Origin of the sequence: Metabacillus litoralis, from assembly GCF_003667825.1 — a bacterium.
Taxonomy (GTDB): domain Bacteria; phylum Bacillota; class Bacilli; order Bacillales; family Bacillaceae; genus Metabacillus; species Metabacillus litoralis_B.
In genome coordinates this window covers 2,174,707-2,198,096 of record NZ_CP033043.1, presented here as the reverse complement: position 1 = coordinate 2,198,096, position 23,390 = coordinate 2,174,707, and the positions used below count along the sequence as shown (strand labels likewise).

General features: G+C 33.4%; 28 protein-coding genes, 1 other RNA gene and 1 riboswitch. Of the genes, 25 read left to right on the top strand and 4 right to left on the bottom strand.

Annotated features, from left to right (window positions below):
- Positions 1-121 precede the first annotated feature (121 nt).
- The 11 genes from D9842_RS10865 to D9842_RS10815 all read left to right on the top strand — a co-directional run bounded on the left by D9842_RS10865 (position 122) and on the right by D9842_RS10815 (position 9,895).
- A complete protein-coding gene (locus D9842_RS10865; RefSeq protein WP_098796106.1) occupies positions 122-391 on the top strand; it encodes a CotD family spore coat protein in 270 nt (89 codons plus the stop codon).
- 155 nt (positions 392-546) lie between these two features.
- Positions 547-1,107 (top strand): SLOG family protein, encoded by a 561-nt coding sequence (locus D9842_RS10860; RefSeq protein ID WP_121662547.1) that lies wholly within the window; start codon positions 547-549, stop codon positions 1,105-1,107.
- Positions 1,108-1,210: 103 nt separating this feature from the next.
- Positions 1,211-1,510: a cell division regulator GpsB gene (gpsB, locus tag D9842_RS10855; protein ID WP_098796104.1), complete on the top strand. Its 300-nt coding sequence runs from the start codon at positions 1,211-1,213 to the stop codon at positions 1,508-1,510.
- Between the two features lie 69 nt (positions 1,511-1,579).
- Positions 1,580-1,969: RNase P RNA component class B (gene rnpB, locus D9842_RS10850), an RNA gene on the top strand.
- 169 nt (positions 1,970-2,138) lie between these two features.
- Complete coding sequence (locus D9842_RS10845; protein ID WP_121662546.1) at positions 2,139-3,281, top strand: THUMP domain-containing class I SAM-dependent RNA methyltransferase; 1,143 nt, start codon at positions 2,139-2,141, stop codon at positions 3,279-3,281.
- 73 nt (positions 3,282-3,354) lie between these two features.
- Complete coding sequence (locus D9842_RS10840) at positions 3,355-3,540, top strand: hypothetical protein (RefSeq protein WP_121662545.1); 186 nt, start codon at positions 3,355-3,357, stop codon at positions 3,538-3,540.
- A 139-nt stretch (positions 3,541-3,679) separates the two neighbouring features.
- The gene (locus D9842_RS10835; RefSeq protein ID WP_121662544.1) at positions 3,680-3,880 is read left to right on the top strand and encodes a hypothetical protein; all 201 of its coding nucleotides are present in this window, start codon (positions 3,680-3,682) and stop codon (positions 3,878-3,880) included.
- 149 nt (positions 3,881-4,029) lie between these two features.
- Positions 4,030-5,952, top strand: a complete 1,923-nt coding sequence (locus D9842_RS10830) for an ATP-dependent DNA helicase (RefSeq protein ID WP_121662543.1) — start codon at positions 4,030-4,032, stop codon at positions 5,950-5,952.
- Positions 5,953-6,076: 124 nt separating this feature from the next.
- Entirely contained in the window at positions 6,077-7,582 is a 1,506-nt protein-coding gene (locus tag D9842_RS10825; protein ID WP_121662542.1) for a carboxypeptidase M32, read from the top strand.
- A gap of 135 nt (positions 7,583-7,717) precedes the next feature.
- Positions 7,718-7,819: riboswitch (purine riboswitch) on the top strand.
- A gap of 172 nt (positions 7,820-7,991) precedes the next feature.
- On the top strand, positions 7,992-8,585 hold the full coding sequence (locus D9842_RS10820; RefSeq protein ID WP_121662541.1) for a xanthine phosphoribosyltransferase: 594 nt from the start codon (positions 7,992-7,994) through the stop codon (positions 8,583-8,585).
- On the top strand, positions 8,582-9,895 hold the full coding sequence (locus D9842_RS10815; RefSeq protein WP_121662540.1) for a nucleobase:cation symporter-2 family protein: 1,314 nt from the start codon (positions 8,582-8,584) through the stop codon (positions 9,893-9,895). Before D9842_RS10820 ends, D9842_RS10815 begins: the two co-directional genes overlap by 4 nt.
- Positions 9,896-10,039: 144 nt before the next feature.
- Here D9842_RS10815 and D9842_RS10810 read toward each other — a convergent pair whose 3' ends face one another.
- Both D9842_RS10810 and D9842_RS10805 read right to left on the bottom strand, forming a co-directional pair.
- Positions 10,040-10,255, bottom strand: coding sequence for a helix-turn-helix domain-containing protein (locus D9842_RS10810; RefSeq protein ID WP_162987401.1), 216 nt, complete (start codon positions 10,253-10,255; stop codon positions 10,040-10,042).
- 342 nt (positions 10,256-10,597) lie between these two features.
- Positions 10,598-10,798 carry a cold-shock protein gene (locus D9842_RS10805; protein WP_098796095.1) on the bottom strand — a complete coding sequence of 67 codons (201 nt, stop codon included), beginning with the start codon at positions 10,796-10,798 and terminating at the stop codon, positions 10,598-10,600.
- 257 nt (positions 10,799-11,055) lie between these two features.
- Between D9842_RS10805 and D9842_RS10800 the strand changes: the two genes are divergently transcribed.
- The 4 genes from D9842_RS10800 (at position 11,056) to D9842_RS10785 (ending at position 12,524) form a co-directional block, all read left to right on the top strand.
- Positions 11,056-11,325, top strand: coding sequence for a hypothetical protein (locus D9842_RS10800; protein WP_121662538.1), 270 nt, complete (start codon positions 11,056-11,058; stop codon positions 11,323-11,325).
- Positions 11,326-11,479: 154 nt separating this feature from the next.
- On the top strand, positions 11,480-11,857 hold the full coding sequence (locus D9842_RS10795; RefSeq protein WP_121662537.1) for a PH domain-containing protein: 378 nt from the start codon (positions 11,480-11,482) through the stop codon (positions 11,855-11,857).
- Between the two features lie 123 nt (positions 11,858-11,980).
- Positions 11,981-12,220 (top strand): HPr family phosphocarrier protein, encoded by a 240-nt coding sequence (locus D9842_RS10790; RefSeq protein ID WP_121662536.1) that lies wholly within the window; start codon positions 11,981-11,983, stop codon positions 12,218-12,220.
- A 118-nt stretch (positions 12,221-12,338) separates the two neighbouring features.
- Entirely contained in the window at positions 12,339-12,524 is a 186-nt protein-coding gene (locus D9842_RS10785) for a methionine aminopeptidase (RefSeq protein WP_121662535.1), read from the top strand.
- A 76-nt stretch (positions 12,525-12,600) separates the two neighbouring features.
- On the opposite strand, the gene D9842_RS10780 is transcribed toward D9842_RS10785, so the two are convergent.
- Positions 12,601-13,050 (bottom strand): hypothetical protein, encoded by a 450-nt coding sequence (locus tag D9842_RS10780; protein ID WP_121662534.1) that lies wholly within the window; start codon positions 13,048-13,050, stop codon positions 12,601-12,603.
- A 280-nt stretch (positions 13,051-13,330) separates the two neighbouring features.
- Here D9842_RS10780 and D9842_RS10775 point away from each other — a divergent pair, with 280 nt between their 5' ends.
- The 10 genes from D9842_RS10775 to D9842_RS10735 all read left to right on the top strand — a co-directional run bounded on the left by D9842_RS10775 (position 13,331) and on the right by D9842_RS10735 (position 23,082).
- Positions 13,331-13,552, top strand: coding sequence for a methionine aminopeptidase (locus tag D9842_RS10775; protein ID WP_121662533.1), 222 nt, complete (start codon positions 13,331-13,333; stop codon positions 13,550-13,552).
- Positions 13,553-13,637: 85 nt separating this feature from the next.
- Positions 13,638-14,045, top strand: a complete 408-nt coding sequence (locus D9842_RS10770) for a VWA-like domain-containing protein (RefSeq protein ID WP_121662532.1) — start codon at positions 13,638-13,640, stop codon at positions 14,043-14,045.
- Positions 14,046-14,131: 86 nt separating this feature from the next.
- Entirely contained in the window at positions 14,132-14,677 is a 546-nt protein-coding gene (locus D9842_RS10765; RefSeq protein ID WP_121662531.1) for a GNAT family N-acetyltransferase, read from the top strand.
- Positions 14,678-14,905: 228 nt separating this feature from the next.
- Positions 14,906-16,003 (top strand): type III polyketide synthase, encoded by a 1,098-nt coding sequence (locus D9842_RS10760; protein ID WP_121662530.1) that lies wholly within the window; start codon positions 14,906-14,908, stop codon positions 16,001-16,003.
- Between the two features lie 3 nt (positions 16,004-16,006).
- On the top strand, positions 16,007-16,558 hold the full coding sequence (locus D9842_RS10755) for an isoprenylcysteine carboxyl methyltransferase family protein (protein ID WP_306821520.1): 552 nt from the start codon (positions 16,007-16,009) through the stop codon (positions 16,556-16,558).
- Between the two features lie 1,081 nt (positions 16,559-17,639).
- Positions 17,640-21,230, top strand: coding sequence for a dynamin family protein (locus tag D9842_RS10750; protein WP_121662528.1), 3,591 nt, complete (start codon positions 17,640-17,642; stop codon positions 21,228-21,230).
- A 70-nt stretch (positions 21,231-21,300) separates the two neighbouring features.
- Positions 21,301-21,489: a hypothetical protein gene (locus D9842_RS10745; RefSeq protein ID WP_121662527.1), complete on the top strand. Its 189-nt coding sequence runs from the start codon at positions 21,301-21,303 to the stop codon at positions 21,487-21,489.
- Complete coding sequence (locus D9842_RS10740) at positions 21,482-21,748, top strand: DUF2533 family protein (RefSeq protein WP_121662526.1); 267 nt, start codon at positions 21,482-21,484, stop codon at positions 21,746-21,748. The genes D9842_RS10745 and D9842_RS10740 overlap by 8 nt, the downstream gene beginning before the upstream one ends.
- Positions 21,749-21,854: 106 nt before the next feature.
- Positions 21,855-21,992: a hypothetical protein gene (locus D9842_RS25880; protein WP_162987400.1), complete on the top strand. Its 138-nt coding sequence runs from the start codon at positions 21,855-21,857 to the stop codon at positions 21,990-21,992.
- A gap of 190 nt (positions 21,993-22,182) precedes the next feature.
- Positions 22,183-23,082, top strand: coding sequence for a 5'-3' exonuclease (locus D9842_RS10735; RefSeq protein WP_121662525.1), 900 nt, complete (start codon positions 22,183-22,185; stop codon positions 23,080-23,082).
- A gap of 36 nt (positions 23,083-23,118) precedes the next feature.
- Here the strand turns inward: D9842_RS10735 and sspL are convergent, their stop codons facing one another.
- Positions 23,119-23,259, bottom strand: coding sequence for a small, acid-soluble spore protein L (gene sspL / locus D9842_RS10730; RefSeq protein ID WP_121662524.1), 141 nt, complete (start codon positions 23,257-23,259; stop codon positions 23,119-23,121).
- Positions 23,260-23,390 lie beyond the last annotated feature (131 nt).

The window sequence follows — 23,390 nt, the reverse complement described above, 5'->3', positions numbered from 1 at the left end:
TTTTAAAGACAGTTTCTATACTTTTCTATAAAAATTAGGTGCTTGCCTTAGTACATGTAGGTAACTTTCATCATAGGTTAAAAGTGTAAGACATGATAAAAGATGAAAGGAGAAATGCTACATGCATTGCAAACCAAAAGTTATGGCACCAATTGTACACCCAACAAAACACTGTGTAAATAATAGCTATTCTGAAACAATCGTACCACACATTCATCCACAACACACAACAAATGTAAATCATGAATTCTATAAGCATCAACATTATTTCCCTCAAACTCAATCTTTTGAGAATGAGGTATCACACCAACACTTTAATGTTTATGGTCCAACACCAGGTTTTGGTCCACGTCCACGTCCAGGATTTGGCCCTGGTCCATTCTTTGGATAATCATTTGAAGCTATAGGGAGCTGTATTCAGCTCCCTTTTCTGTAATTAACGAGTGATTGATCTTTACAAGATAGGGGCGATAACATCTTTTATTCATTTCCTGTAATATAAGTATAATGAAAGGTATTAATTTATATAATGATTAGGTGATAAAAGTGAAGGTTTTAACAATATCAGGTTACAAATCATTTGAACTCGGTATTTTTAAAAATGACGACCAAGCTGTTGCTTATATTAAAAAGGCAATCGAAAAAACGTTAAAAGGCTTTGTAGAGGAAGGACTAGAATGGGTGATCATCAGTGGACAAATGGGTGTAGAGTTGTGGGCTGCGGAAGTTGTGTTTGATTTACAACTTCAATATTCTGAACTCAAGTTAGCTGTTTTAACTCCTTTTTTAAATCAAGAATCAAAGTGGAATGAAGCCAATCGAGAATATTATGAGTTTATTCTCTCACAAGCAGATATTGTTGACAGTATAACAAAAAGAGAATATGAAAGTCCTGTTCAATTTCGCCAGAAAAATGAATTTCTTGTCCATAAAAGTGATGGAGTACTCCTAGTTTATGATGAAGAAAAAGAAGGATCTCCTAAATATTTATTAGAAACAGCCAGAAAAAAGCAACAAACTACTACCTACACAATAAACATGATTGATTTCTCTGAACTACAAACAATAGTGGAAGAGGAAAATTCAAAAAAACAAGATTTTTGGTAAAAGAATACATATGATTTTTTAAGGAAAATATAATTGAAATTGACAAGTAACAGGATTTCTGAAAAAATATAAGTTGATAACTTCGTTATAATGAGGTGAAGATATGCTTTCAGATAAAATGAAATTGACAGCGAAAGAAATATTAGAAAAAGAATTTAAAACAGGTGTACGAGGTTATAAACAAGAAGAAGTTGATAAATTTTTGGATTTGGTTATTAAAGATTATGAAACCTTTCATCAAGAGTATGAAGATCTACAACAAGAAAATTTGCGTTTGAAAAAGCAGCTTGATGATACATATAAGAAGCAAACACCAGTACAAACAAATACAACAAACTTCGATATTTTAAAACGTTTATCTAACCTTGAAAAGCATGTGTTTGGAAGTAAACTATACGATTAAATCTCCTAGTTATTTCCACTTGTATTATCCTCAAATATTAGGTATACTGAGTTTACTGTTTCGTTAATAACGTTCAGGTAATCGCTGCAGTCTTTAGGATTGTAGAGGAAAGTCCATGCTCGCACGGTGCTGAGATGCCCGTAGTGTTCGTGCCTAGCGAATTCATAAGCTAGGGCAGCCAAGGTTGCTTGGTTGACGGCAGGGAAAAAGCCTAAGTCCTTTGGATATGGCTTGAATACCTTGAAAGTGCCACAGTGACGGAGTCTTGCGAGAAATCGTAAGAGTGGAACGAGGTAAACCCCACGAGCGAGAAACCCAAATTATGGTAGGGGCACCTTCTTGGAGGAATTGAACGAAGAGAAGGACAAAAGCAATAGGCTTTTGTAGATAGATGATTACCACCTGAGTACGAGGCTTATGCCGTTTGAAGTACGATGGAACAAAACATGGCTTATCGAACGTTATTGGAAATCAGTATAACAACAGTAAACAACAGGGACTGATGATATCAGTCCCTTTTTATTTACAAAACTTTGTTGGATATAATTGGATAAAATGGTTCAGGATATACATAGTAGAGTTTATACTAAACGACTAAATAGATAGATATAAGGTAGGGTGTCAAAAGATGAGTAAATTAACTCTTATTGCAACATCAGCAATGGGTCTTGAAGCGATTGTGGGTAAAGAAGTAAAAGATTTAGGGTATGAATGTTCAGTTGAGAACGGTAAGGTTACATTTGAGGCAGATGAATTAGCAATTTGTCGTTCGAACTTATGGCTTAGAACCGCTGACCGAATTAAAATTAAGGTCGGAGAGTTTAAGGCAAAAACATTTGATGAGCTTTTTGAAAAAACCAAAGCATTGAATTGGGGAGATTATCTCCCGGAAAATGCAGAGTTTCCTGTTATCGGAAAATCAGTTAAATCGACATTAGCAAGTGTACCAGATTGCCAAGGAATTGTGAAAAAGGCAATCGTAGAAAAGTTAAAATTACACTATAAAAAAGAAGGTTGGCTTAGCGAAGATGGTCCTTTTTATCGTGTAGAAGTTGCGCTGCTAAAAGATGTTGCAACCATCACGATAGATGCTAGTGGTACAGGACTTCATAAACGAGGCTTTCGCATTGACCAAGGGGGCGCTCCATTAAAGGAAACTCTTGCTGCTGCTCTTGTCTTATTAACACGATGGACACCTGACCGTCCGTTTGTAGATCCGTTTTGTGGTTCAGGTACAATACCAATTGAAGCAGCTCTTATTGGACAAAATATTGCACCTGGATTTAACAGGGAATTTGTTTCTGAGGCTTGGGATTGGATCGGAAAAGACAAATGGAATCTTGCAAGACAAGAAGTAGAGGATAAAGCTAACTATGATCAGCCGTTAGATATTCAAGCTAGTGATATTGACCATAGAATGGTAAACATTGCACAGGGGAATGCTGAAGAAGCGGGGTTTGCAGATATCATTTCGTTTAAGCAAATGCAGGTCAAAGATTTCACAACAACAAAAGAGTTTGGAGCTATCGTTGGAAATCCTCCTTATGGAGAACGACTTGGAGAAAAAAGAGAAGTGGAACAAATGTATAAAGAAATGGGACAAGCTTTCGCATCTTTAGATACTTGGAGCATATATATGCTTACTTCTCATGAAGGTTTTGAACAGCTTTATGGTAAACCTGCAACGAAAAAACGTAAGCTTTTTAATGGCTTCATTAAAACAGACTTTTATCAATATTGGTCAAATGTTCGTCCACCACGAAAAGGTTAGAAAAAATGTGAAAAATGATATAACTCAAGAATAGGTGATCCTGATATAATGGGATAATAAGGAGGTGGACAAATTGTCATCAATTTCAGATAAACTTGGTCAGAAGTATTTTGACTTAGAGGCAGCTCGTGTTGACGCAAGTCCGACAGAAATTATTATTACCAATGATGAAGGTAGTACATATTATATTGTAAATCATGATGAATTAACGAATGAATTACTTCAACAGGGTTTTAAAAAGGTAGGAAACGAAGAGTAATAGGCTCTTCGTTTTTTGCCTTTTTAAGGTTTACAAATACTGTGGTCAACTTGAAAACGAATAAATCCTTTCAGTATTGTGAAATCTAATAAAGTTCCCTTGAATAGTAGATTTCGTTATTTTGAGAGGTGGAAAAGAAATGTATGACCAACAAGAATTTGAGTTAATTTCAAAGGCACTTTTCTCAACAGAAAAATCGCTGGAGAACCAAGTAAGTGATTATTCAGATGCGATTTTGCAGTTAGGGCAAGCGAAAGAAGATATGATGAGAGCTCTTTCGGTTGCTACATCGATTGATCATCAATTAATTATAGAATCGCTTTTTGACAAAGAGTTATAATAAGTGGAACATTGTGTAGCCATAGTGGCTGCCTCTTTTTTTATCTCTTTTTTACATACTGTTATAGTTATATGAATTGACTTTTTACCCATATAATATGATAATTATTATTTGCGATAAATTTGAAACTGAATGTGGAGGTAGCGTTTATGGTAACATCACGTTTGCCTTTTACCATATCAAAGGATGAGAGCTTTTACCAAGCCTTGAATAATTGGATTGGAGATGTTTTTTATGATATTCTTCCAGATCAAGGTTTTGAGTTAAGAGATGAACAAATTTTCATGGCTTTTCAGCTTGAAAAAGCATTTCAAGAGAAGAAAGTCATGTTTGCTGAAGCTGGTGTTGGGACTGGAAAAACGATTGTCTACCTGCTTTATGCCCTATCTTATGCTAGATATACAGGTAAACCGGCGATTATAGCATGTGCAGATGAAACATTAATTGAACAGCTTGTTAAACAAGAAGGTGACATTGCGAAGTTATCTAAGCATCTAGAATTGAATATGGACGTAAGGCTAAGTAAAACTCATAGTCAATATTTATGCTTAAATAAATTGGACAATGTAATTCAACGGACTGGAGAAGAGAAGTATCTGGATTTATATCAATCACTGCCGGATTTCGTTCACGAAAAAGCGGGGATGCAACAGTTCTCAGCCTACGGGGATCGAAAAGAATTTGGTCATTTTTCAGATGAAGAATGGGAAAATGTTGGTTGGGATCCCTTTCAAGATTGTTCTACTTGTTCGCAAAGACATCGATGTGGATTAACATTGTCTCGTGATTATTATCGAAAAGCAACTGATCTTATTGTATGTTCACATGACTATTTTATGGAACATATTTGGACGTATGATTCCCGGAAAAGAGAAGGTCAAATTCCTTTACTACCGGATTATAGTAGTATTGTGTTTGATGAAGGTCATTTACTAGAATACGCTGCACAAAAAGCATTAACATATCGAGTAAAGCAAAGTACATTACAAATCTTTCTCGAGAGATTATTACAAAATGAAATTCGCGAAGAATTAGCTTATTTAGTAGAAGATGCACTAGCTGTAAATGATATGTTTTTTGATGATTTACAACAGTGTACAAGTGTTGTTGAAGGTTCCAATCGATTACGAATTGAGCAAAAAGAAAAGCTGCAAAAAACTTCTAAACAATTACAGTCCAAGTTATCCGAAATTAGTGAAGCCCTAGTATTTGAAGGTGAGATGTACACAATCGGAGAATATGAATTGAAAATTGTCGAAGAGTTTATTGATCAAATGGAATATTCATTATCACTATATAATAGAAACTCAAATGCAGTTAGTTGGGTAGAAGTGAAAGGTGATGAATATACTTTAGTCATTATGCCTAAAAAAGTAGAAGAAGTCTTAAAAGAAAAAGTCTTTTCTAAAAAAATGCCAATTGTTTTTTCTTCAGCTACATTATCTGAAAATAAATCATTTGACTTTATAGCAAACAGCATAGGTGTACACGATTATTTATCACTTTCTGTTGATTCTCCTTTTGATTATGATGAGCAAATGAACATTCAAATGTTGAAAGAAAATCAACTTGAGAAAAAATTGGAAAAAACTTTAGATGAATTGAATAAAACAGAAGGCAGAGGCCTTGTTCTCTTTACATCTCAAAAAGAAATAAAATGGTTCAAGGAAAGAATCACTAATTATCGCTTTTCATATCCATTATTGTTCGAAGGTGATCAAGAAATCAGTTCTTTAGTGAAAGAGTTTCAGCAAAACGAACACTCTGTATTGTGTGCTGTTCATTTATGGGAAGGTTTAGACATTCCTGGCCCATCACTCTCTAATGTTATTATCTGGTCGTTACCATACCCTCCGGACGATCCTGTCTTTGAGGCGAAGAAATCAGATAAACAAGATCCATATAAGGAAGTTGAACTTCCATACATGATATTAAGGCTGAGACAGGGAATTGGTAGATTGATTCGAACCAGTGAGGATAAAGGCTCTATTACAATATTTTATAATGATCAAGATCAGGATGTTTTGGATCATATGAAATCAGTTTTACCTGTTCCTCCAACATTTGGATAGGTGGAAGCTACGGCTTCTCCCTATCCTTAAAGTAAAAACTATAACCTTCATTTAAAAGTCGTTGACAATCATACAACGACTTTATACGCTTAGGTAGTACATAAACAAAGGGAGTGTGGCGGGAATGATACAAATAGAAAAAGAGTTTTTGGAATACATAAAAAAAATGAAAGCATATGATGAAGCCATTAGCGTTATGTATTGGGATATGCGTACTGGTGCTCCTAAAAAAGGTGTAGAACAACGATCTGAAGTAATTGGAATGCTTTCTTCTGAAGCATTTGAAATGCTGGTTTCAGATAAAATGAACGAGTATCTCACTACACTTTCACAGGAAGATATTTATAAAAACCTTCAGTTTGTAACAAGAAAAGCAGTGGAGTTATTAAAAAAGGAATATAAGAAAAACAAAGTAATACCACCTAAGGAATATCAAGAATATGTTATTTTATGCTCAAAGGCTGAATCTATTTGGGAACAAGCAAAGGAAAAATCAGACTTTCAAATGTTTACACCTTACTTACAAAAGTTAGTGGATTATAATAAAAAACTAATTGAGTATTGGGGCTTTGAAGGAAATAAATATAATACGCTACTAAATGAATATGAACCAGGGGTTACGGTTGAAGTATTGGATCGAGTGTTCTCACAAGTTAGGAAACATATTGTCCCTCTAGTAAAGGAAATTTCGGAGTCTGAACATAAGCCTAAGACAGATTTTCTGTTTCATTCTTTTCCAAAGGAAAACCAGAGAAGATTAAGTGAATTTTTATTAAAAGAAATAGGTTATGATTTTCAAGCTGGTAGATTAGATGAAACTGTTCATCCTTTTGAAATTACTCTGAATCGTAATGATGTACGCGTAACAACAAAGTATGATGAAAAAGATTTCCGTACTGCAATATTTGGTACAATTCACGAATGTGGTCATGCTATTTATGAGCAAAATATTTCAGAAGAATTAGAAGGTACTTTATTATGTAGTGGTACCTCTATGGGCATACATGAATCACAATCTCTATTCTATGAAAATTTTGTAGGAAGAAATAAGCACTTTTGGCAACGTTACTATCAAAGTCTCAAAGATTTTTCACCTGAACAATTCGAGGGAATAAGTCTTGATGAATTTTATGAAGCGATTAATGAATCAAAACCATCATTGATTCGTATTGAAGCAGATGAATTAACATATGCGTTACATGTAATGGTTCGATATGAAATCGAAAAAGCATTGTTTAATGATGAAATAACCGTTGAAGAATTGCCGAAGATTTGGAACGAAAAATATGAAGAATACCTTGGAATCGTCCCACCAAATGACGCACAAGGTGTTTTACAGGATGTACATTGGGCTGGAGGAAGCTTTGGGTATTTCCCATCCTATGCATTAGGATATATGTATGCTGCACAAATTAAAAATTCAATGTTGAAAGAACTGCCAAATTATGATGAGTTAATCGAAACAGGTCAATTTGATGTGATTAAAGGTTGGTTAACAAAGCAAATTCATCAGTATGGACGAACAAAAGAACCTTTAGAAATCCTAAAAGATGTTACTGGTGAAGAATTAAATGCCCAATATTTAATTGACTATCTAGAACAGAAATATAAAAGAATTTACAAGTTATAACGTATCCTTAATTGAAAGAGGAGCGGTGAATACCGCTCCTTGTTTGATTTTTACGAATATTTATATATTTAATTCTAAAAAAAGTTCGTGTTTTGATCGAAAAGTATTTGCAAAATAAAGATATATTGTTATAATTTGAATTAATTACATAGCACTCATATAATCGCAGGGATATGGCCTGCAAGTTTCTACCGAATAACCGTAAATTGTTCGACTATGAGTGGAGTTTCTTGTTGCGCATTTCATTTGATATATTAGTATGTAATGAAAGCGGCATTGCTTCACTTATAGTGGAGCAATGCCGCTTTTTTATTTTCAATAATAATCTAAGGGTAAGAAGCTAGCGACGAATTTATTTCGTTAAGGCGTTAAAAGAGTCTATGGTAGGAAAGACGTTAGGAGGAAAAAAATGGAGCTGCTTAGAAGAAAAATCGAAAAAGAAGGTATTGTTCTTTCTGACGGTGTATTAAAAGTTGATTCATTTCTTAATCATCAAATTGATCCAGTGCTTATGAAAGAAATAGGTTTAGAGTTTGCTAGACGCTTTAAAAACGAGGGGATTACAAAGATTGTTACGATTGAATCATCGGGAATTCCTCCAGCTGTTATGGCAGCGTTGGAACTTGGAGTAAAAGTGATATTTGCTAGAAAAAAGAAGTCTCTAACGTTAACAGATAATCTATTGGTATCCACTGTTTATTCTTTTACAAAACAAGAAGAAAATACGATCTCTGTTTCACATCAATTTTTAGATGAAACTGACAATGTGTTAATTATTGATGATTTTTTAGCAAATGGTGAAGCCGCAAAAGGACTAATTGACATCGTTAAGCAATCAGGTGCATCTGTAATGGGAATTGGAATTGTCATTGAAAAGTCATTCCAAAAAGGTTCGACTGAATTGAAGGAATTAGGATATCGAGTAGAATCATTAGCAAGAATAGCGTCATTAGCAGAGGGTAAAGTAAATTTTGTTGAAGAGCTTGAGGAGGTTACATCATGAAACATTCATTAAAAGATTTATCTTTAGGAATTCAACATGTTCTAGCGATGTATGCAGGAGCAGTTGTAGTACCGTTAATTGTTGGAAGTGCAATAGGTTTAACGGGTGCTCAGTTAACATATTTAGTTGCCATTGATATTTTTATGTGCGGAATCGCAACATTCTTACAAGTGTGGAAGAATCGCTTTTTTGGAATTGGCTTACCTGTTGTTCTTGGTTGTACGTTTACGGCAGTAGGGCCAATGATTGCAATTGGAACAGAATATGGTGTTTCATCTATTTATGGAGCAATACTTATGTCCGGACTCATCGTTATTTTAATATCTTCTATATTTGGTAAACTAGTAAGGTTTTTTCCTCCAGTTGTAACTGGATCAGTTGTTACAATTATTGGTATTACATTAATACCAGTTGCAATGAACAATATGGCAGGAGGAGAGGGAAGTGCAGACTTTGGGTCTACTGAAAATCTCCTTTTAGCTTTTGGTGTTTTAATCTTAATCATTCTATTAAATCGTTTTTTTACAGGCTTTATTAGAGCAATTTCAATCTTAATAGGAATTATCGCAGGTACTATTGCAGCGGGCTTTTTGGGAATGGTAGATCTTCAACCTGTTTCAGAGGCATCTTGGTTTAATATTGGAAAGCCATTTTATTTTGGAACACCAACATTTGAACTAGCTCCGATCTTAACAATGACAATCGTTGCCATTGTCAGCATGGTTGAATCAACAGGAGTGTATTTCGCATTATCAGATATTTGTAAGAAAAAGATTAACGAGAAGGACTTAGCTCGTGGATATCGTGCAGAAGGTGTTGCTTATATGCTTGGAGCTATTTTTAATGCTTTTCCATATACAGCATTTTCGCAAAACGTTGGGCTTGTACAAATGTCAGGGATTAAAACGAATCGTGTAATTTATATTACTGCTGGTATGTTAATTGGATTAGGTCTTGTTCCGAAAATCGCAGCATTAGCTACAATCATTCCATCATCTGTACTAGGTGGAGCAATGGTTGCGATGTTTGGAATGGTCGTTGCTTATGGAATTAAAATGTTAGGGCAGGTTTCTTTTGCCTCACAAGAAAATTTACTGATTGTTGCTTGCTCTGTTGGTTTAGGATTAGGTGTTACAGTTGTTCCTGAAATCTTTGCTGGTTTACCAGAGTCTGTGAAAATTTTAACGAATAGCGGCATTGTAGCAGGCAGTGTAACAGCCATAATATTGAATATCATTTTTAATATTATTCCATCAGGTCAAAAACAAAAGCAAGAACAAGAGGCTAGATTACAAAGTCAAGCTTCTTAAATTATAGTAAACAGCGAAGCCTATAATGTTTATGAAAAAGATGTTAAAAGGTTGCCCGCTTATTTGTAACGTAGCATGAAAATGCAGGCAACCTTTTTATTTTAATTACGAACATCTTAAAAAATAAAAAGAGAGCGAATATTATCACTCTCCGGAAACTTTCCATACGTAAAGATCTTCAACTGTACAGTTTAATTCTTTTGAAATTGTCATTGCGTTATTAAGATTCATGACCTTTTTGTCTAGATAGTCATGTAGCTGTTCTATTGGAATATTTGTTTTATTCGCCAGAACATCAAGCTCAGTGTTACTTTTGGTTAATAGTTCTTTAAGATTACTTTTCTTTGCTTTATACGCCAAATTTGACACCTCGCTTCTTAATCAAGCATAGCACAATACGAAATAAATTGATACTTTCCATCATATTATTTTCCAATTTTTGAATTAGCAGGCATTAGAAGTGGTATTTTGAATAGTCAAAGTAGAGAATAATATGTTGAACATAAGAAGTATTTTATTATTTTATTAATTTAATTAGGTATTATACAAATTGTATGCTATGCTTTAGTTAACCATTGAAATACCTTTTAGCAAGTTAGCTCCCCATTCATTTTTGAATGGGGATTTTTTAATGCGTATAAACCATAACAAAATCAAATAAAAAAGGACCCTGTAATACATACGGGTCCTTTCTATTTGAAATTATGCTTTGTTTACGTTAGTTGCTTGTGGTCCACGTTGACCTTGTTCAACTTCAAAAGTCACTTTTTGACCTTCGTCTAAAGATTTAAATCCTTCGCCTTGGATAGCTGAGAAATGTACGAATACATCGTCTCCACCTTCAACTTCGATGAAACCGAAACCTTTTTCTGCGTTAAACCATTTTACTGTACCTTGTTGCATAATTGTTGCCTCCTGTGTGGAAATACCACAATTTATTACTATCCTTGCTCAATTAGATATCAAAGGCGAAAAGTTTAAACACTTATTCTTTCCTTACAGACCGAACAAAAATAATTCTTCTATAGCATAACAGATAATTTTTAGAAAAGCAAATAAGGAAAAATAAAACTTCTGTAGGACTTAGTTTATTTGCTTAATTGTACTTAAACAAATAATATGTTACAACCAATAAAGAGTTAATTACAGGAGGAGTTATAATGGAAGAAATAAAACAATTATTATCTAAGGCGTTAAAAACAAATAAACAAGTTATAAAAGGTCAGGAATTCAGTATAGAGGCACATTTAACCGGTAGAGAAGATTATATAAACCTATACGTGGGCGGTGCTGTAATCGCTGTGTATGATATTGAAGATCAAGATCTAAATATCCTCAACTATAAATTCAAGAAAGTTGTAAAATATTTTGGTGAATGCTTAGAAGAAGAGGGAATGGAAGTCTACATAGATGAAGGTTTAATGGATTAACACTCCGAGATAGAAATGTTTTATGTTACTAACAGGCTTGTTTTTATCAATTTTATGTAATTGTTTAAAACGTTAAAATATCCAATTATGCAGGAAAGTAATAAAGCAATAAAGAATAGTTATTACAATAACTAAATATACAGGAGGGCTAATAATGGGTATTTTAGACGGACTAATGGGTAATGTCTCAGAAGTTGATAGTAAATCAGTTGAAAAAGAATTAGAAGTAATTGTTACCGAAAATGAAAATATTGAGAAAGCTTACAAATTGATCCGTGATTTAATTGTCTTTACAAACACAAGATTAATCCTAATTGATAAGCAGGGGGTAACAGGGAAGAAAGTGGAATATCATTCAATCCCTTACAAAAGCATCACCCATTTTAGTGTAGAAACGGCTGGAAGCTTTGACTTAGATGCAGAACTAAAAATTTGGATTTCAAGTACTGCCAATCCAGTTTCCAAACAATTTAAAAAAGACAAAAGTATATATGATGTCCAAAAGGCATTAGCATCTTATGTAACAAAATAATCTCTTAAAAGTATTCCGCTGGTCTCCCATTCACTATAGAGGGGGGCCTTTTTATGCAAAAAACTGTCATGAATTCATAAACTTAAAAATAATAATGATTAAATTTAAAATAGGGAGACAACTATGCGAGTTAAAGATCTAACAATTACACGTCTTTTTACGGTCAACTCATTTATTGAAGTGGCAAATATCGCGAATAAATTTGAGTCAGAAATTATGATTGTAGGACCAAACTTTAAAACAGATGCTAAAAGTTTATTAGGATTACTGGCAACCATTCAAACAGGAACAAATATTAGAATTGAAGCAGCTGGAGAGGATGAAGAAGAAGCTATAAAGGAATGTATTAAGCTTTTTTTATAAATGTGATAAAAATTCTAAATAGGAAATACCTTTTTTTATTCACCTTGTCCGTAGAACTTGAATACTCTATAAAAACGGAAACATCAAGGATGGGTGAATACTATTGGTGAAAAAATTCATGATGTTTAGGTGGATGGAAAAAAGAAGGAAAAATCACATTGAAAAAATGAAGAGCCTTGGAAAATGCCCTGATTGTCGTGGATATGGAGTTGTTATTGTGCCAATGCATTATATTGGGAGTAATGTAGAGTGTTATACGTGTAAAGGCACAGGAGAATACTCTGTTTGGGAAAATAATAGATAGCTTTTAAATAAAGAAAGTGTCAACCCCTCCAATAAAATGAATCATAGGAGAGGTCAGACACTCTTTTACATATAAATTAGTTTTTTTCTAAAAGACGTTCCTTTTGGTCAAGATATTCATCTTCTGACAGAATGTCTAAATCATACAATTCTTTGATTTTCTTTAATTTTTCAAAATTATCAACAGCAGAATCAACTCTCTGATTTTTTACTTCAACAACCTTTTCTTCAATTAATTCCTTCAATTCCATTGCCATTTCTCTTTCTTGCTTGGAAAACTCAATTGTGTTTTCAAGTCTTTCACTTTTAAGATCATTTTTACCACAATCAAGGATCATGTAACCATTTGAAGCAAATCCCGGTTCTTTCACTGAAACATTAACAATGTTTTTATATTGTACTAATTTTATTTTGTTAAATTTCCCTAAAAACCCACCATGAATCATTTCGATACTGTTTTGGTACATGTAAATCGTTGTTTTACTTCCTTTTTTAAACATATATTCTTTAAATGCTAATTCAGCCACGATAATCCCCTCTTCTATCCCCAGAAATTAAATTAATAAACTCTTTTATTTTACAAAAAAAATCGACAATTGTTAATAAGAATTCAATCATATATGTAGATATTTTTATAGAACATTTTTCTCATATTTTACACTTTCGGATCTGACTTTATGTTGCATATTTAAATGTTCCTAAAATTGAACCTGAACATGTCACTTCAAAAAAAATCTGGGGAAAAAGGTTTAAAATGTCACCTCTTGATGAATAGTAAGGAATATTAAGGAAAAAGAGGTGAACCCATTGAATTTTCTTCGTGGATTATCAGAATGGAAGCAGGCGAGAATCGAGAAAGTTCGCGCTGATATGGAATCTTTAGGAAGATGCCCTGACTGTAGGGGAAGAGGTTTTACATCATCCTTAACAAGTGTTTATACACCTACGTATGATGCTGTGTTTGATTGTCCAGGTTGCAATGGTACTGGGCAATATGCAGAATGGAATGGAAATGTTGACCAATATTAAATGTGTTTTTTAAAAATGGATAGGACTATGATTTTTGAGCAAAAATAGACTTGGCTTCACAAAAGATGTGAGGGGGAGATATGAAATGAAATGGCAAAAGCAATTACTTTCTAAATTAACAGAACGAAACGGAAAGAAAATAGCTCTAGCAATAGATACTTCTACAAATCAGACGAATACACTATTGATACAAAATATAGTTAAGTTATTTGGAGAAGTAACCCCTAATGCATTACTAGTGCAAGCTGATTTTAAAATAAGAAGCATCACTCCTATTAAGGAAGATAAAATTACTTATTATACTCATGGAAAGTCCTCGTATACTGAAGTGCTTGAGTGGGCTGAAAAAGAAGAAATAGACACCCTCTTTTATATAACGGATGTAACTGGATATTTCTATGATGAACTTCAGGTAACCAATGAAGTTTTTTGGTTGGTACCTGATGAATTTGTTCCAAAAGTACCATTTGGAAAGGCAATCAGGGTAGCTTAAATGGTTTTACTTATTTCTCAGGTCGAAAGTGAAGAGGCTGACAAAAGTTGTCAGCCTTTCTATAGTAGGAGATAAGCAAAGGTGGCATTACTGTGGATAAGAAAGCGTTCATAAAAGAGTTTACCTCAAAAACAGGTGAGTCAGTTATTCTTCGACCAGTTGAAACGAGAGATGCAGAATCAATCGTTCTTGCAGTGGATCAGATTATTAAGTCAGGTTCTTATATTCAAAAGGAAGCCGCTCGATCTACACAGGATGAAATCAAATTTATAAAGCATATGGAACTTCAAGATAATATGTATGTCGCTGTAGAGATAAATCATCAAATTGTAGGGATCGCACGCGTTATTAGGGGGGAGTTGGAAATGAAAAGGCACACTGGACTTTTTCGTACATGGTTAGTTGAGGCAGCTCAAGGAAAAGGAATTGGAACGGAACTTTTAAATTATACGATTGAATGGTGTAAGACTCATGAATTACATAAATTATGCTTGACCGTTTTTGCATCAAATGGATTAGCACATAAACTTTACGAAAGATTTGGGTTTGTAGAAGAAGGGATACAAAAGGATCAAGTCAAAATTAATGGAAAATATGATGACGAAGTTTTTATGGCTTATTTTTTAAAGTGATTTCCAACAATTCTCAATGAGTGGTAGCTGAAAATGATATATAATAAAGATGCACAACAACAACAACTCCTTTAAAACGTTAGCTTTTCCCCTTTTGATTGGGAAAGGCTTTTTTTATATTTAAAGGTAATTTGCAATTGGGTAACTTTACATAAAAACCTATATAAATGGATAATTTTAGACAAAGTTGGTGATAGTAACCTTATTGAAAATGAGGTGAAAACCAATATGGTCTATGCGTTATCCGTTGGAAAGGCTATTCCACAATATGAAATAAGTCAGGATACAACTGTTGAGTTTGCAAAAGAAATATTTCATGACTCTTTTAAAGATCTTGAACGGCTTCTACCCGTATTTAAAAACGGTGAAATAGAAAAAAGACAATTTGCAGAACCTCTTGAATGGTATAAGCAAACACATACATTTGAAGAAAAGAATGAACTGTATATTGATAGAGCCGTAACGTATGGTGTTGAAGCAGTGAAAAATTGTTTGACTAATCATACATTGTTACAGCAGGACATTCATTATAACGAAATAGATGCCATTTTCTTCATTAGTACAACAGGAATCTCCACACCTAGTATTGATGCTAAAATTATGAATTGCTTACCCTTTAAAGAAACGACTAAACGCATCCCTATCTGGGGATTAGGATGTGCTGGGGGTGCAGCAGGATTATCCAGAGCATATGAATATTGTCTGGCGTTTCCTAAAGCAATGGTTCTCGTTATATCCGTTGAGCTTTGTAGCCTTACTTTTCAGCATGACGATAAGACGAAAAGTAACCTAATTGGAACGTCATTGTTTGCTGATGGTGTTGCTTGTACATGTATCACAGGAAGTCATGTGAACTGGAAGAAACGATCAAAATTGTCTTCACTGCCAAGATTGTTGGGCACAAGATCGACATTTATGAAAGATTCTGAAGATGTAATGGGATGGAATATTAAAAATAATGGTTTATATGTTGTTTTTTCTCGTGACATTCCCTCTATTATTAAAAAATGGTTGAAACCACAAGTAATAGATTTCTTAAAGGAATACGACCTTGAAGTAGAAAATATCAATCATTTTATTGCTCATCCTGGTGGTAAAAAGGTGCTTGATGCATATATGGATGGTCTTGGTTTTAATGAACATCATTTGCATATTTCAAAAGAAGTCTTGGTCAAACACGGAAATATGTCATCAGTAACGGTTATGTATGTTTTAGAACAATATTTAAAACGTGAAATTGGTAAACCAGGTGAATATGGCTTAATTGGAGCACTTGGTCCAGGATTCAGTTCTGAAATGCTACTCGTTAAATGGGAGGGAAAATAACTGTTGTTTTATCTTTTATTTTCATTATTAATTGTTCAGCGACTAACTGAGCTATTTATTGCGAAAAAGAATGAAAAGTGGATGATAAATAGGGGAGGAGTAGAACATGGTAATGAGCATTACCCATTTATTGTATCCCTACACGTCCTGTTTCTTATCTCGCTTTTATTAGAGGTAATTATCTTTCAAAAAGAATTAACTGAGCTTTGGGTTGTGCTAGTACCACTTCTAGTTATAACACAATTGATGAGATACTGGTCGGTTATGTCTCTCGGAAATTACTGGAATACAAAGATTATTATCGTTCCAAATGATATTGTCGTTTCAAAAGGACCATATCAATTTATCAAACACCCTAATTATGTTGTAGTTGCAGTAGAAATTCTAATTATTCCTCTGTTATTTGAGGCATATATCACATCATTAGTGTTTACCATGCTAAATGTAGTTATGATGACAATTAGAATACCGGCTGAAGAAAAAGCGCTTCAAACATATACAAATTATCAAGAAGTATTTACAGTAAAATCAAGATTCCTACCTAAAAAAAGATAATCAGGTGTGTGTGTGCAGATTTTTCAAATAATTCCGAGGAAGATATTGAAAATGATTATCATTGATGATAGAATGAATTTATAATGAAAATCATTCTCAAAATATGGAGGTCTGCTGCGAATATGACTATGTTATTTGTCGGTTGTACCGTTGTTACTTATAGTGTATTGATTGGTTACATATTAAAGAATATAGATGCCCAAAAAGCTTAAAGCTCACAGAATATCGGGTTCGGTTTCCTAATACAAAAACTAAATTAGCAAACTAATAAGCAGTCCTATTCGCTACTGAATAAGACTGCTTATTTTTATTGATATATATGGGGTTTAATTAAATGGAAGGTAACTAGGCCCAGAATTCCGAACCACTTTTAACATGGTGACATAAGTATTTGTCAGCGTGAAAATTCGCAAGCTCATTGCTATTCCAAATGGTGTGCTAAAAATGATTTTAACTACCAGGGGGGGATGATGGTCTGAGAGGCGGATAAATAAAGCAGATTATCCTTAATTGAGTAACCAATAGTTTATAAATAAGCGGAGTTTTTCCGGTTAGAATGAAGAATGGAAATCAGTTTGGAGATATAAGCGGAATTTCTCCGGTTAAGCAATGTAAAATGGTCCATTTTCGTCTTTTTCGATTAAATAGGCGGAATCTTTCCGTCTATTTAATCTATTTTTCATGTTATTTCCTCAATAAGGGGATTTCTCCGCTAATTTTAGTAGCTTATTTCCATGCGATTCTTGAAGAGTTGGAAATTTGCTTAAACGGGTACTTATCTTGGTATAAAAAATGCTTGGAGCATTAATGTTTCCAAGCATTTTTCTTTACTGATTTACTTGTCAAAATACTTTTTAATCATAGTGCGAATGACTATACGAAAAGCAATGTTAATTTGTATTTTATACTTCAAAACAGAACCTGTTACTCACAGAAATGTGAGCTTTATTTTTTTGTGTGCGTATTCAGATAAGTCGATATATTAATTTGTATTAAAAACATAAATGAGTTTGCATAGAAAAATATAATAAAATTCTGTAAAATATAAGGTATTAAATGTATAGAGACAAAGGGGATTATCATGACAACGGCTGTGAAATCGAAAGACTTAATGCAAATCGTTATAAATCTTCATGACGAAATAAAAAAGCATGATACTGAAAATGCTCATAAGTTAGTTGAGCTTGCTAACAAGCTTTATCATCAGAAACTATATGTGGCCTTTGCTGGACATTTTTCCGCTGGTAAGTCATCTATGATTAATAAGCTTTTAGATGAACAAATACTTCCAACAAGTCCTATTCCAACAAGTGCTAACTTAGTACTATTAGAAAGAGGTCAAGAGCAAGTCACTCTTTATTCGTCTGCAAAAGAAAGTATTGAGTTAGCGGGAGACTATTCAATCGAGCAAGTGAAAGAATATTGTAAGCAAGGTGACGAAATTGAAAGAATATCTATAAAAAAGCCTTACCAAAATCTTGAAGAAGATATTGTGATTATGGATTCGCCTGGAATCGATTCTACAGATGCAGCACATAAGTTATCGACTGAGTCCATGCTTCATATTGCCGACACCATTTTTTATGTTACAGACTATAACCATGTTCAATCTGAGGAAAATCTTTCATTCATAAAAGAAATGAAAGATCGAAATAAAGTGATTTTTCTTATTGTAAACCAAATTGATAAGCATGTAGAAAAGGAAATAGAATTTAACCATTTTAAAAAGCATATTGAAGATTCATTTGCTGAAGTTGGATTGCATCCGCAAGATGTCTTTTTTACAACATTAAAGGATGACCAACACCCAGCCAATCAACTGGAACAAGTAAAAGATCTTATTAAGGTGATTGTTGAGGATAAAAAACGCTATATAGATCAAAATGTTCATGATTCTGTTACACAAGTCGTGAAAGAACATTTAGAAAAATATGAAGATCAATTAAATTTAACCGATGTAGATGAAAAGGAAGTTCGTGATCGTTTAACCACACTTTTAGAGCAAAAACAAACGATTGAGAAAAAGATAAAGAAAGAAGAAAAAATAATTGAAAATTTAACTGCTGAAACAAATGATAAGGTGTCAGCTATTTTAAAAAGTGCAAATTTAATTCCTTATGAAACAAGAGAGAAAGCAGCAGCTTATATTGAGGCAGTTGATCCTTCATTTAAGATAGGATTTTTATTCACAAAATCAAAAACTGATCAAGAACGAGATAGAAGAAAGAACGAGTTGTATGAAAGCTTAAAACAAAATATCGAAACCCAAATATCTTGGCATTTTCAGTCATTACTAAAAGAGTATTTGAAAACATATGAAATACATGATCCAGAGGTCATTCAACAAGTACAATCATTTTCTGTTAAAGTTACAGAACAAATAATAACTGATGCTATGAAAGCAGGGGCCTCTTATAATAACCAGTACGTATTAACCTATTCATCTGATGTTAGTGAATTAATAAAAAAACATAGTAAACAACAAGTCATGAGCGTGTTTCAGAAAATAATTGATTATGTAAGAGAAAGTCGACAAAATGAGTTAGAAACGATCTATAAAGATCTAACTAACTGCAAAGTAGAGATGGCGAAATCTGAAGAGTTAGTAAGCAAATTTGAGAATCTTTCAAACTACGAAGAAAATATCTTGAACGTTAAACATGGAAAGCTTGTTGAATCTTTAGATGATCAAAAATGGCTGGAAGAAAACCAATTTTATAAAAAAAGTGTAAGAACTCTTGAACTTGATGAGGCTCTTGAGGGGATAGTTCAGCCTAGTAAGTCGGATTTAGATGATCCTAAGACGGAACAGCCTTTAGGGAATCGTGATGAATTTATTCAACAGGCAGAAAATATGTTAAAAGCACTCGAAAATATACGTGGCTTTAAACAATTCACAGATTCTTTAGAAGGAAAAATTAAGAGTTATAAAAACAGATCATTCACAGTTGCGTTGTTCGGGGCTTTTAGTGCAGGTAAATCTTCATTTGCAAATGCATTAATTGGTGAGAGGCTTTTACCTTCATCTCCTAATCCAACTACTGCCACAATAAATAAAATTGCGCCAGTGACAAATGAAAAACACCATGGGTTAGTTGAAGTAAAATTAAAGTCTAAGGAAGCATTACAAAAGGAAGTAATCGAAAGTATCCCTACATTAAGTGATAAGGACACCTCTACTTTTGAAGTATTCGTAAAAAGTGTGCTAAATCACCAGGGAAAAGATCAAAACGAAATAGACCAGTTAACTAAATATAAAACGGCTCTTCCTGATTATCAAAGCTTAACAACATCAGGTTTGTTACTTACTTCTTCAAAAGAAACATTTAAAGATTTTGTTGCGAATGAAAATAAGGCGTGTTTGGTTGAAGAAGTAATTGTATACTTTGATTGTCCAATTACAAGAGCAGGTATTACACTAGTTGATACCCCTGGGGCTGATTCTCTGCATAAGCGTCATACAGATGTTGCCTTTCAGTATATCAAAAAGGCAGACGCCATTCTTTATGTGACATATTATAACCATCCTTTTTCAAAAGGAGACCGCGAATTTTTAAGGCAACTGGGCAGGGTAAAGGATTCTTTTACATTAGACAAAATGTTCTTCATTATAAATGCAGTTGATTTAGCGAAAGATGAAGAAGAGGTTGAACTAGTTAAAGCATATATTCGTGATCAATTCTTAAAGCATGAAATACGTAATGTTCGTCTTTATGGAGTATCAAGTTTAAATATTCTTTCAGAGAACCTTACTAATGAAAAAGATTATGCAACTTTTAAACAGCAATTTGATACTTTCATTAAAGAAGAGCTTACAAACACGACAATCATCTCAATTAGGGAAGATTTAAGACGTTCTAAGGAACGAATCGAAGCGTTAATTGATGCTGCTGAAAAGAGTGGAATTGAAAAAGAACAAATACGAAAAAATCTGCTAAATGAAAAACAAAAAGTAAAAGAAGAATTAACACAAGTAACAAATCAACATCTAATGAAAACTGTCACACAGGAAATTGAGGAGCTTGTCTTTTATTTAAAGCAAAGATTGTTCTTCCGTTTTAATGAATTTTTTAAAGAAAGCTTTCATCCAAGTGTTTTTCATCAAACAAGTGATACACAGCAGGCTTTACAGACTTGCTTAAACGATTTAGTTAGAACAGTTGAGTTTGAGTTAGTTCAAGAATTACAAGCAACTTCTTTACGAATTGAAAATGTGATAAAGAAGACTTTTGATGATGAATATATAAGAATTTCTCAACTCATAAAGAAGCAATCTCAATCCATCACATTATCTAGTGTTGAGATTGAAGAAATTTTAACACCTGATATCTCAGTTGAGTTTTCTCGGGATATGATAGAGAAGCTAAAACCTTCGTTAAAGTTATTTAAGAATACAAAATCATTTTTTGAGAAAAATGAAAAGAAATTAATGGGGGAAGACCTAACGGAAAGATTTAATGAGCCAGTCTCAAAGGTATTAGATAACTATAATCAAAAATTTGCTGACTATTATCAACATACAGTGATGCAGATGCACTCAAGCTTAATTCAGCAAATTACGGTTCAAACAGAAGAAAGCTTTGGGGCCCTTCTTGATATTCAATTTGAAGATACAGGCCACTTAAAACAAGAGCAATCCAATCTCAGTCAAGTTATTGGACTTTTAGCTTAAGTATGCTTCTTTGTGGGAATTTTATGATACAATCTATGGATATAAACAAAAACATGTAGGGGGAAGGAGCATGGATCATAAAACGTATAAGGTTTGTGCTACATGTATACATTTTGAGGCAGTACGAAAAAACAATTCTATGCTTTACAGTTGTACTCGATTAAAATATGAGACAAAGCCAACTTATTCGTTTGATTGCTGGACCCCAAAGGAACATGTTAAGAGGTTAATGGAAAAACGAGGTGAGAATATTGAGTAATGTACATGAAGCAATTTCACAACATAGTAAAAACCAACATCACCATATTCAAGCATATTTGAAGCTTGAAGAAAAAAGGGAAGCTCTAATTGAGGAAGCGATCTTCTTATGTGTGAATGCGAAGCCTTTTGAGGTAGAGCAAATTAATATCGTGACTAAAGAAATGAACGAGCTTGCATCAAAGGGAATTGTGCCAACACGCAAGCTTGTGACTAAGAAAATGGTTGAAGAATTTGTAGTAAAGAAATATGGTAAATAAAGGTGTTTCCTAGCATTTCCAACAATCATTTTGACCATATCCGATTGAAATACTTTTCTAGTGGAAAACTAATTTCGATCGAATAAAGTGAAAGGTGTGAATGGAAATGGGACGCACAAAATTAGGAAATGCAAATGCACAACGCAACAATAATAAAAAGAAGAAAAATGATTTTAACAATGAGTTTGAATCTTACGCTCAACATGAAGCATTAAAACTTAGTAGAGATAATAAAGAAGATTAAACCTAAGAAGCCAGTTTGGAACATTTAGTGTTTCAACTGGCTTCTTTTGTAAATGTGAACTTCTCCGATTATAACCTCACTCGAAATTAACTCTAAGTACCAGACTCCTACTTCAGATATATATGTTATACTTACCTATGAATCTAATGGAACTAGCGATCTATTTTTATATGCTTGAAAGGAGATTTCAATGGAAAACAACAAACAACATTTATTAATTGTCGATGGGATGGCGCTTTTATTTCGTTCATTTTTTGCGACATCTGTTTACGGGCAATTTATGATTAATAGTAAAGGAACACCAACAAATGCGATTTCAGGATTATTAAAGCATTTGATTTCTGTTATAGAATATACCAAACCAACACATGTTATCTGCTGCTGGGATATGGGGAGTAAAACCTATAGAAATGACATTTTTTCTGATTATAAAGCAAATAGACCTGAAGCACCAATAGAGCTTCAACCACAATTTGACCTTGCAAAAGAAGTTGTAGCGGCATTAGATATTCCAAACGTAGGAATAGAAGGTTATGAAGCTGATGATTGCATTGGAACGCTTGCAAAAACATATGAAAATGATATGAAAGTATCGATCATAACTGGTGACAAAGATATCCTCCAGCTTTTAAATGATACTGTTGACGTTTTGATCCTTCAAAAAGGAATCGGTAATTACAAACATTATACAAAGGACTCATATATAGAAGAGTTTCAAATCGAACCTCGAATGTTAATTGATGTTAAGGCGTTAATGGGCGATCCAAGTGATAATTATCCTGGTGTAAAAGGAATAGGAGAGAAAACAGCGTTTAAATTAATTTCTCAATATCGATCAATTGATAAGCTTTTGCAAAATGTTTCAGAGTTAACCAAAGGTCAAAAAACAAAAATAGAAAATGATTTGGACATGTTACTTTTATCAAGAAAATTGGCCGAAATTAATTGTCAAGCACCTCTCGAATGTTTACTTGAAGATGCTATTTTTCAAATTGACGAAGAAAAGGCATTTTCTATTATTAAGGATTTGGAACTAAAAGGAATTCAAAAGTTACTAAAGAATGTAACCGACGTGAAAGAGGCAATATAATATTGAAATTTTAGAGAGGCATTAAGCCTCTCTTTTTTATTTTGTATTTTTTTTCTTAGCTGCATTCTCAAGTTTGCTTTTTGGCTCAGTTGAAAATTCAACATCTTCAGCATGACCTTGTGGGTTAACACTTGGTGCTTTTCTTCCGCGATTGTTACCTTTTTTTTCACTGCTCATGTTTGGTCACCTCCACTTGTATTATGACCAATAATCCACAAAGAAATTAATGACGAAAAAAGATGGAATTTGTCGACGGTTTTTTGATATGATCAAAGTACTACATATTTCGATAAGGATGGAATAATACA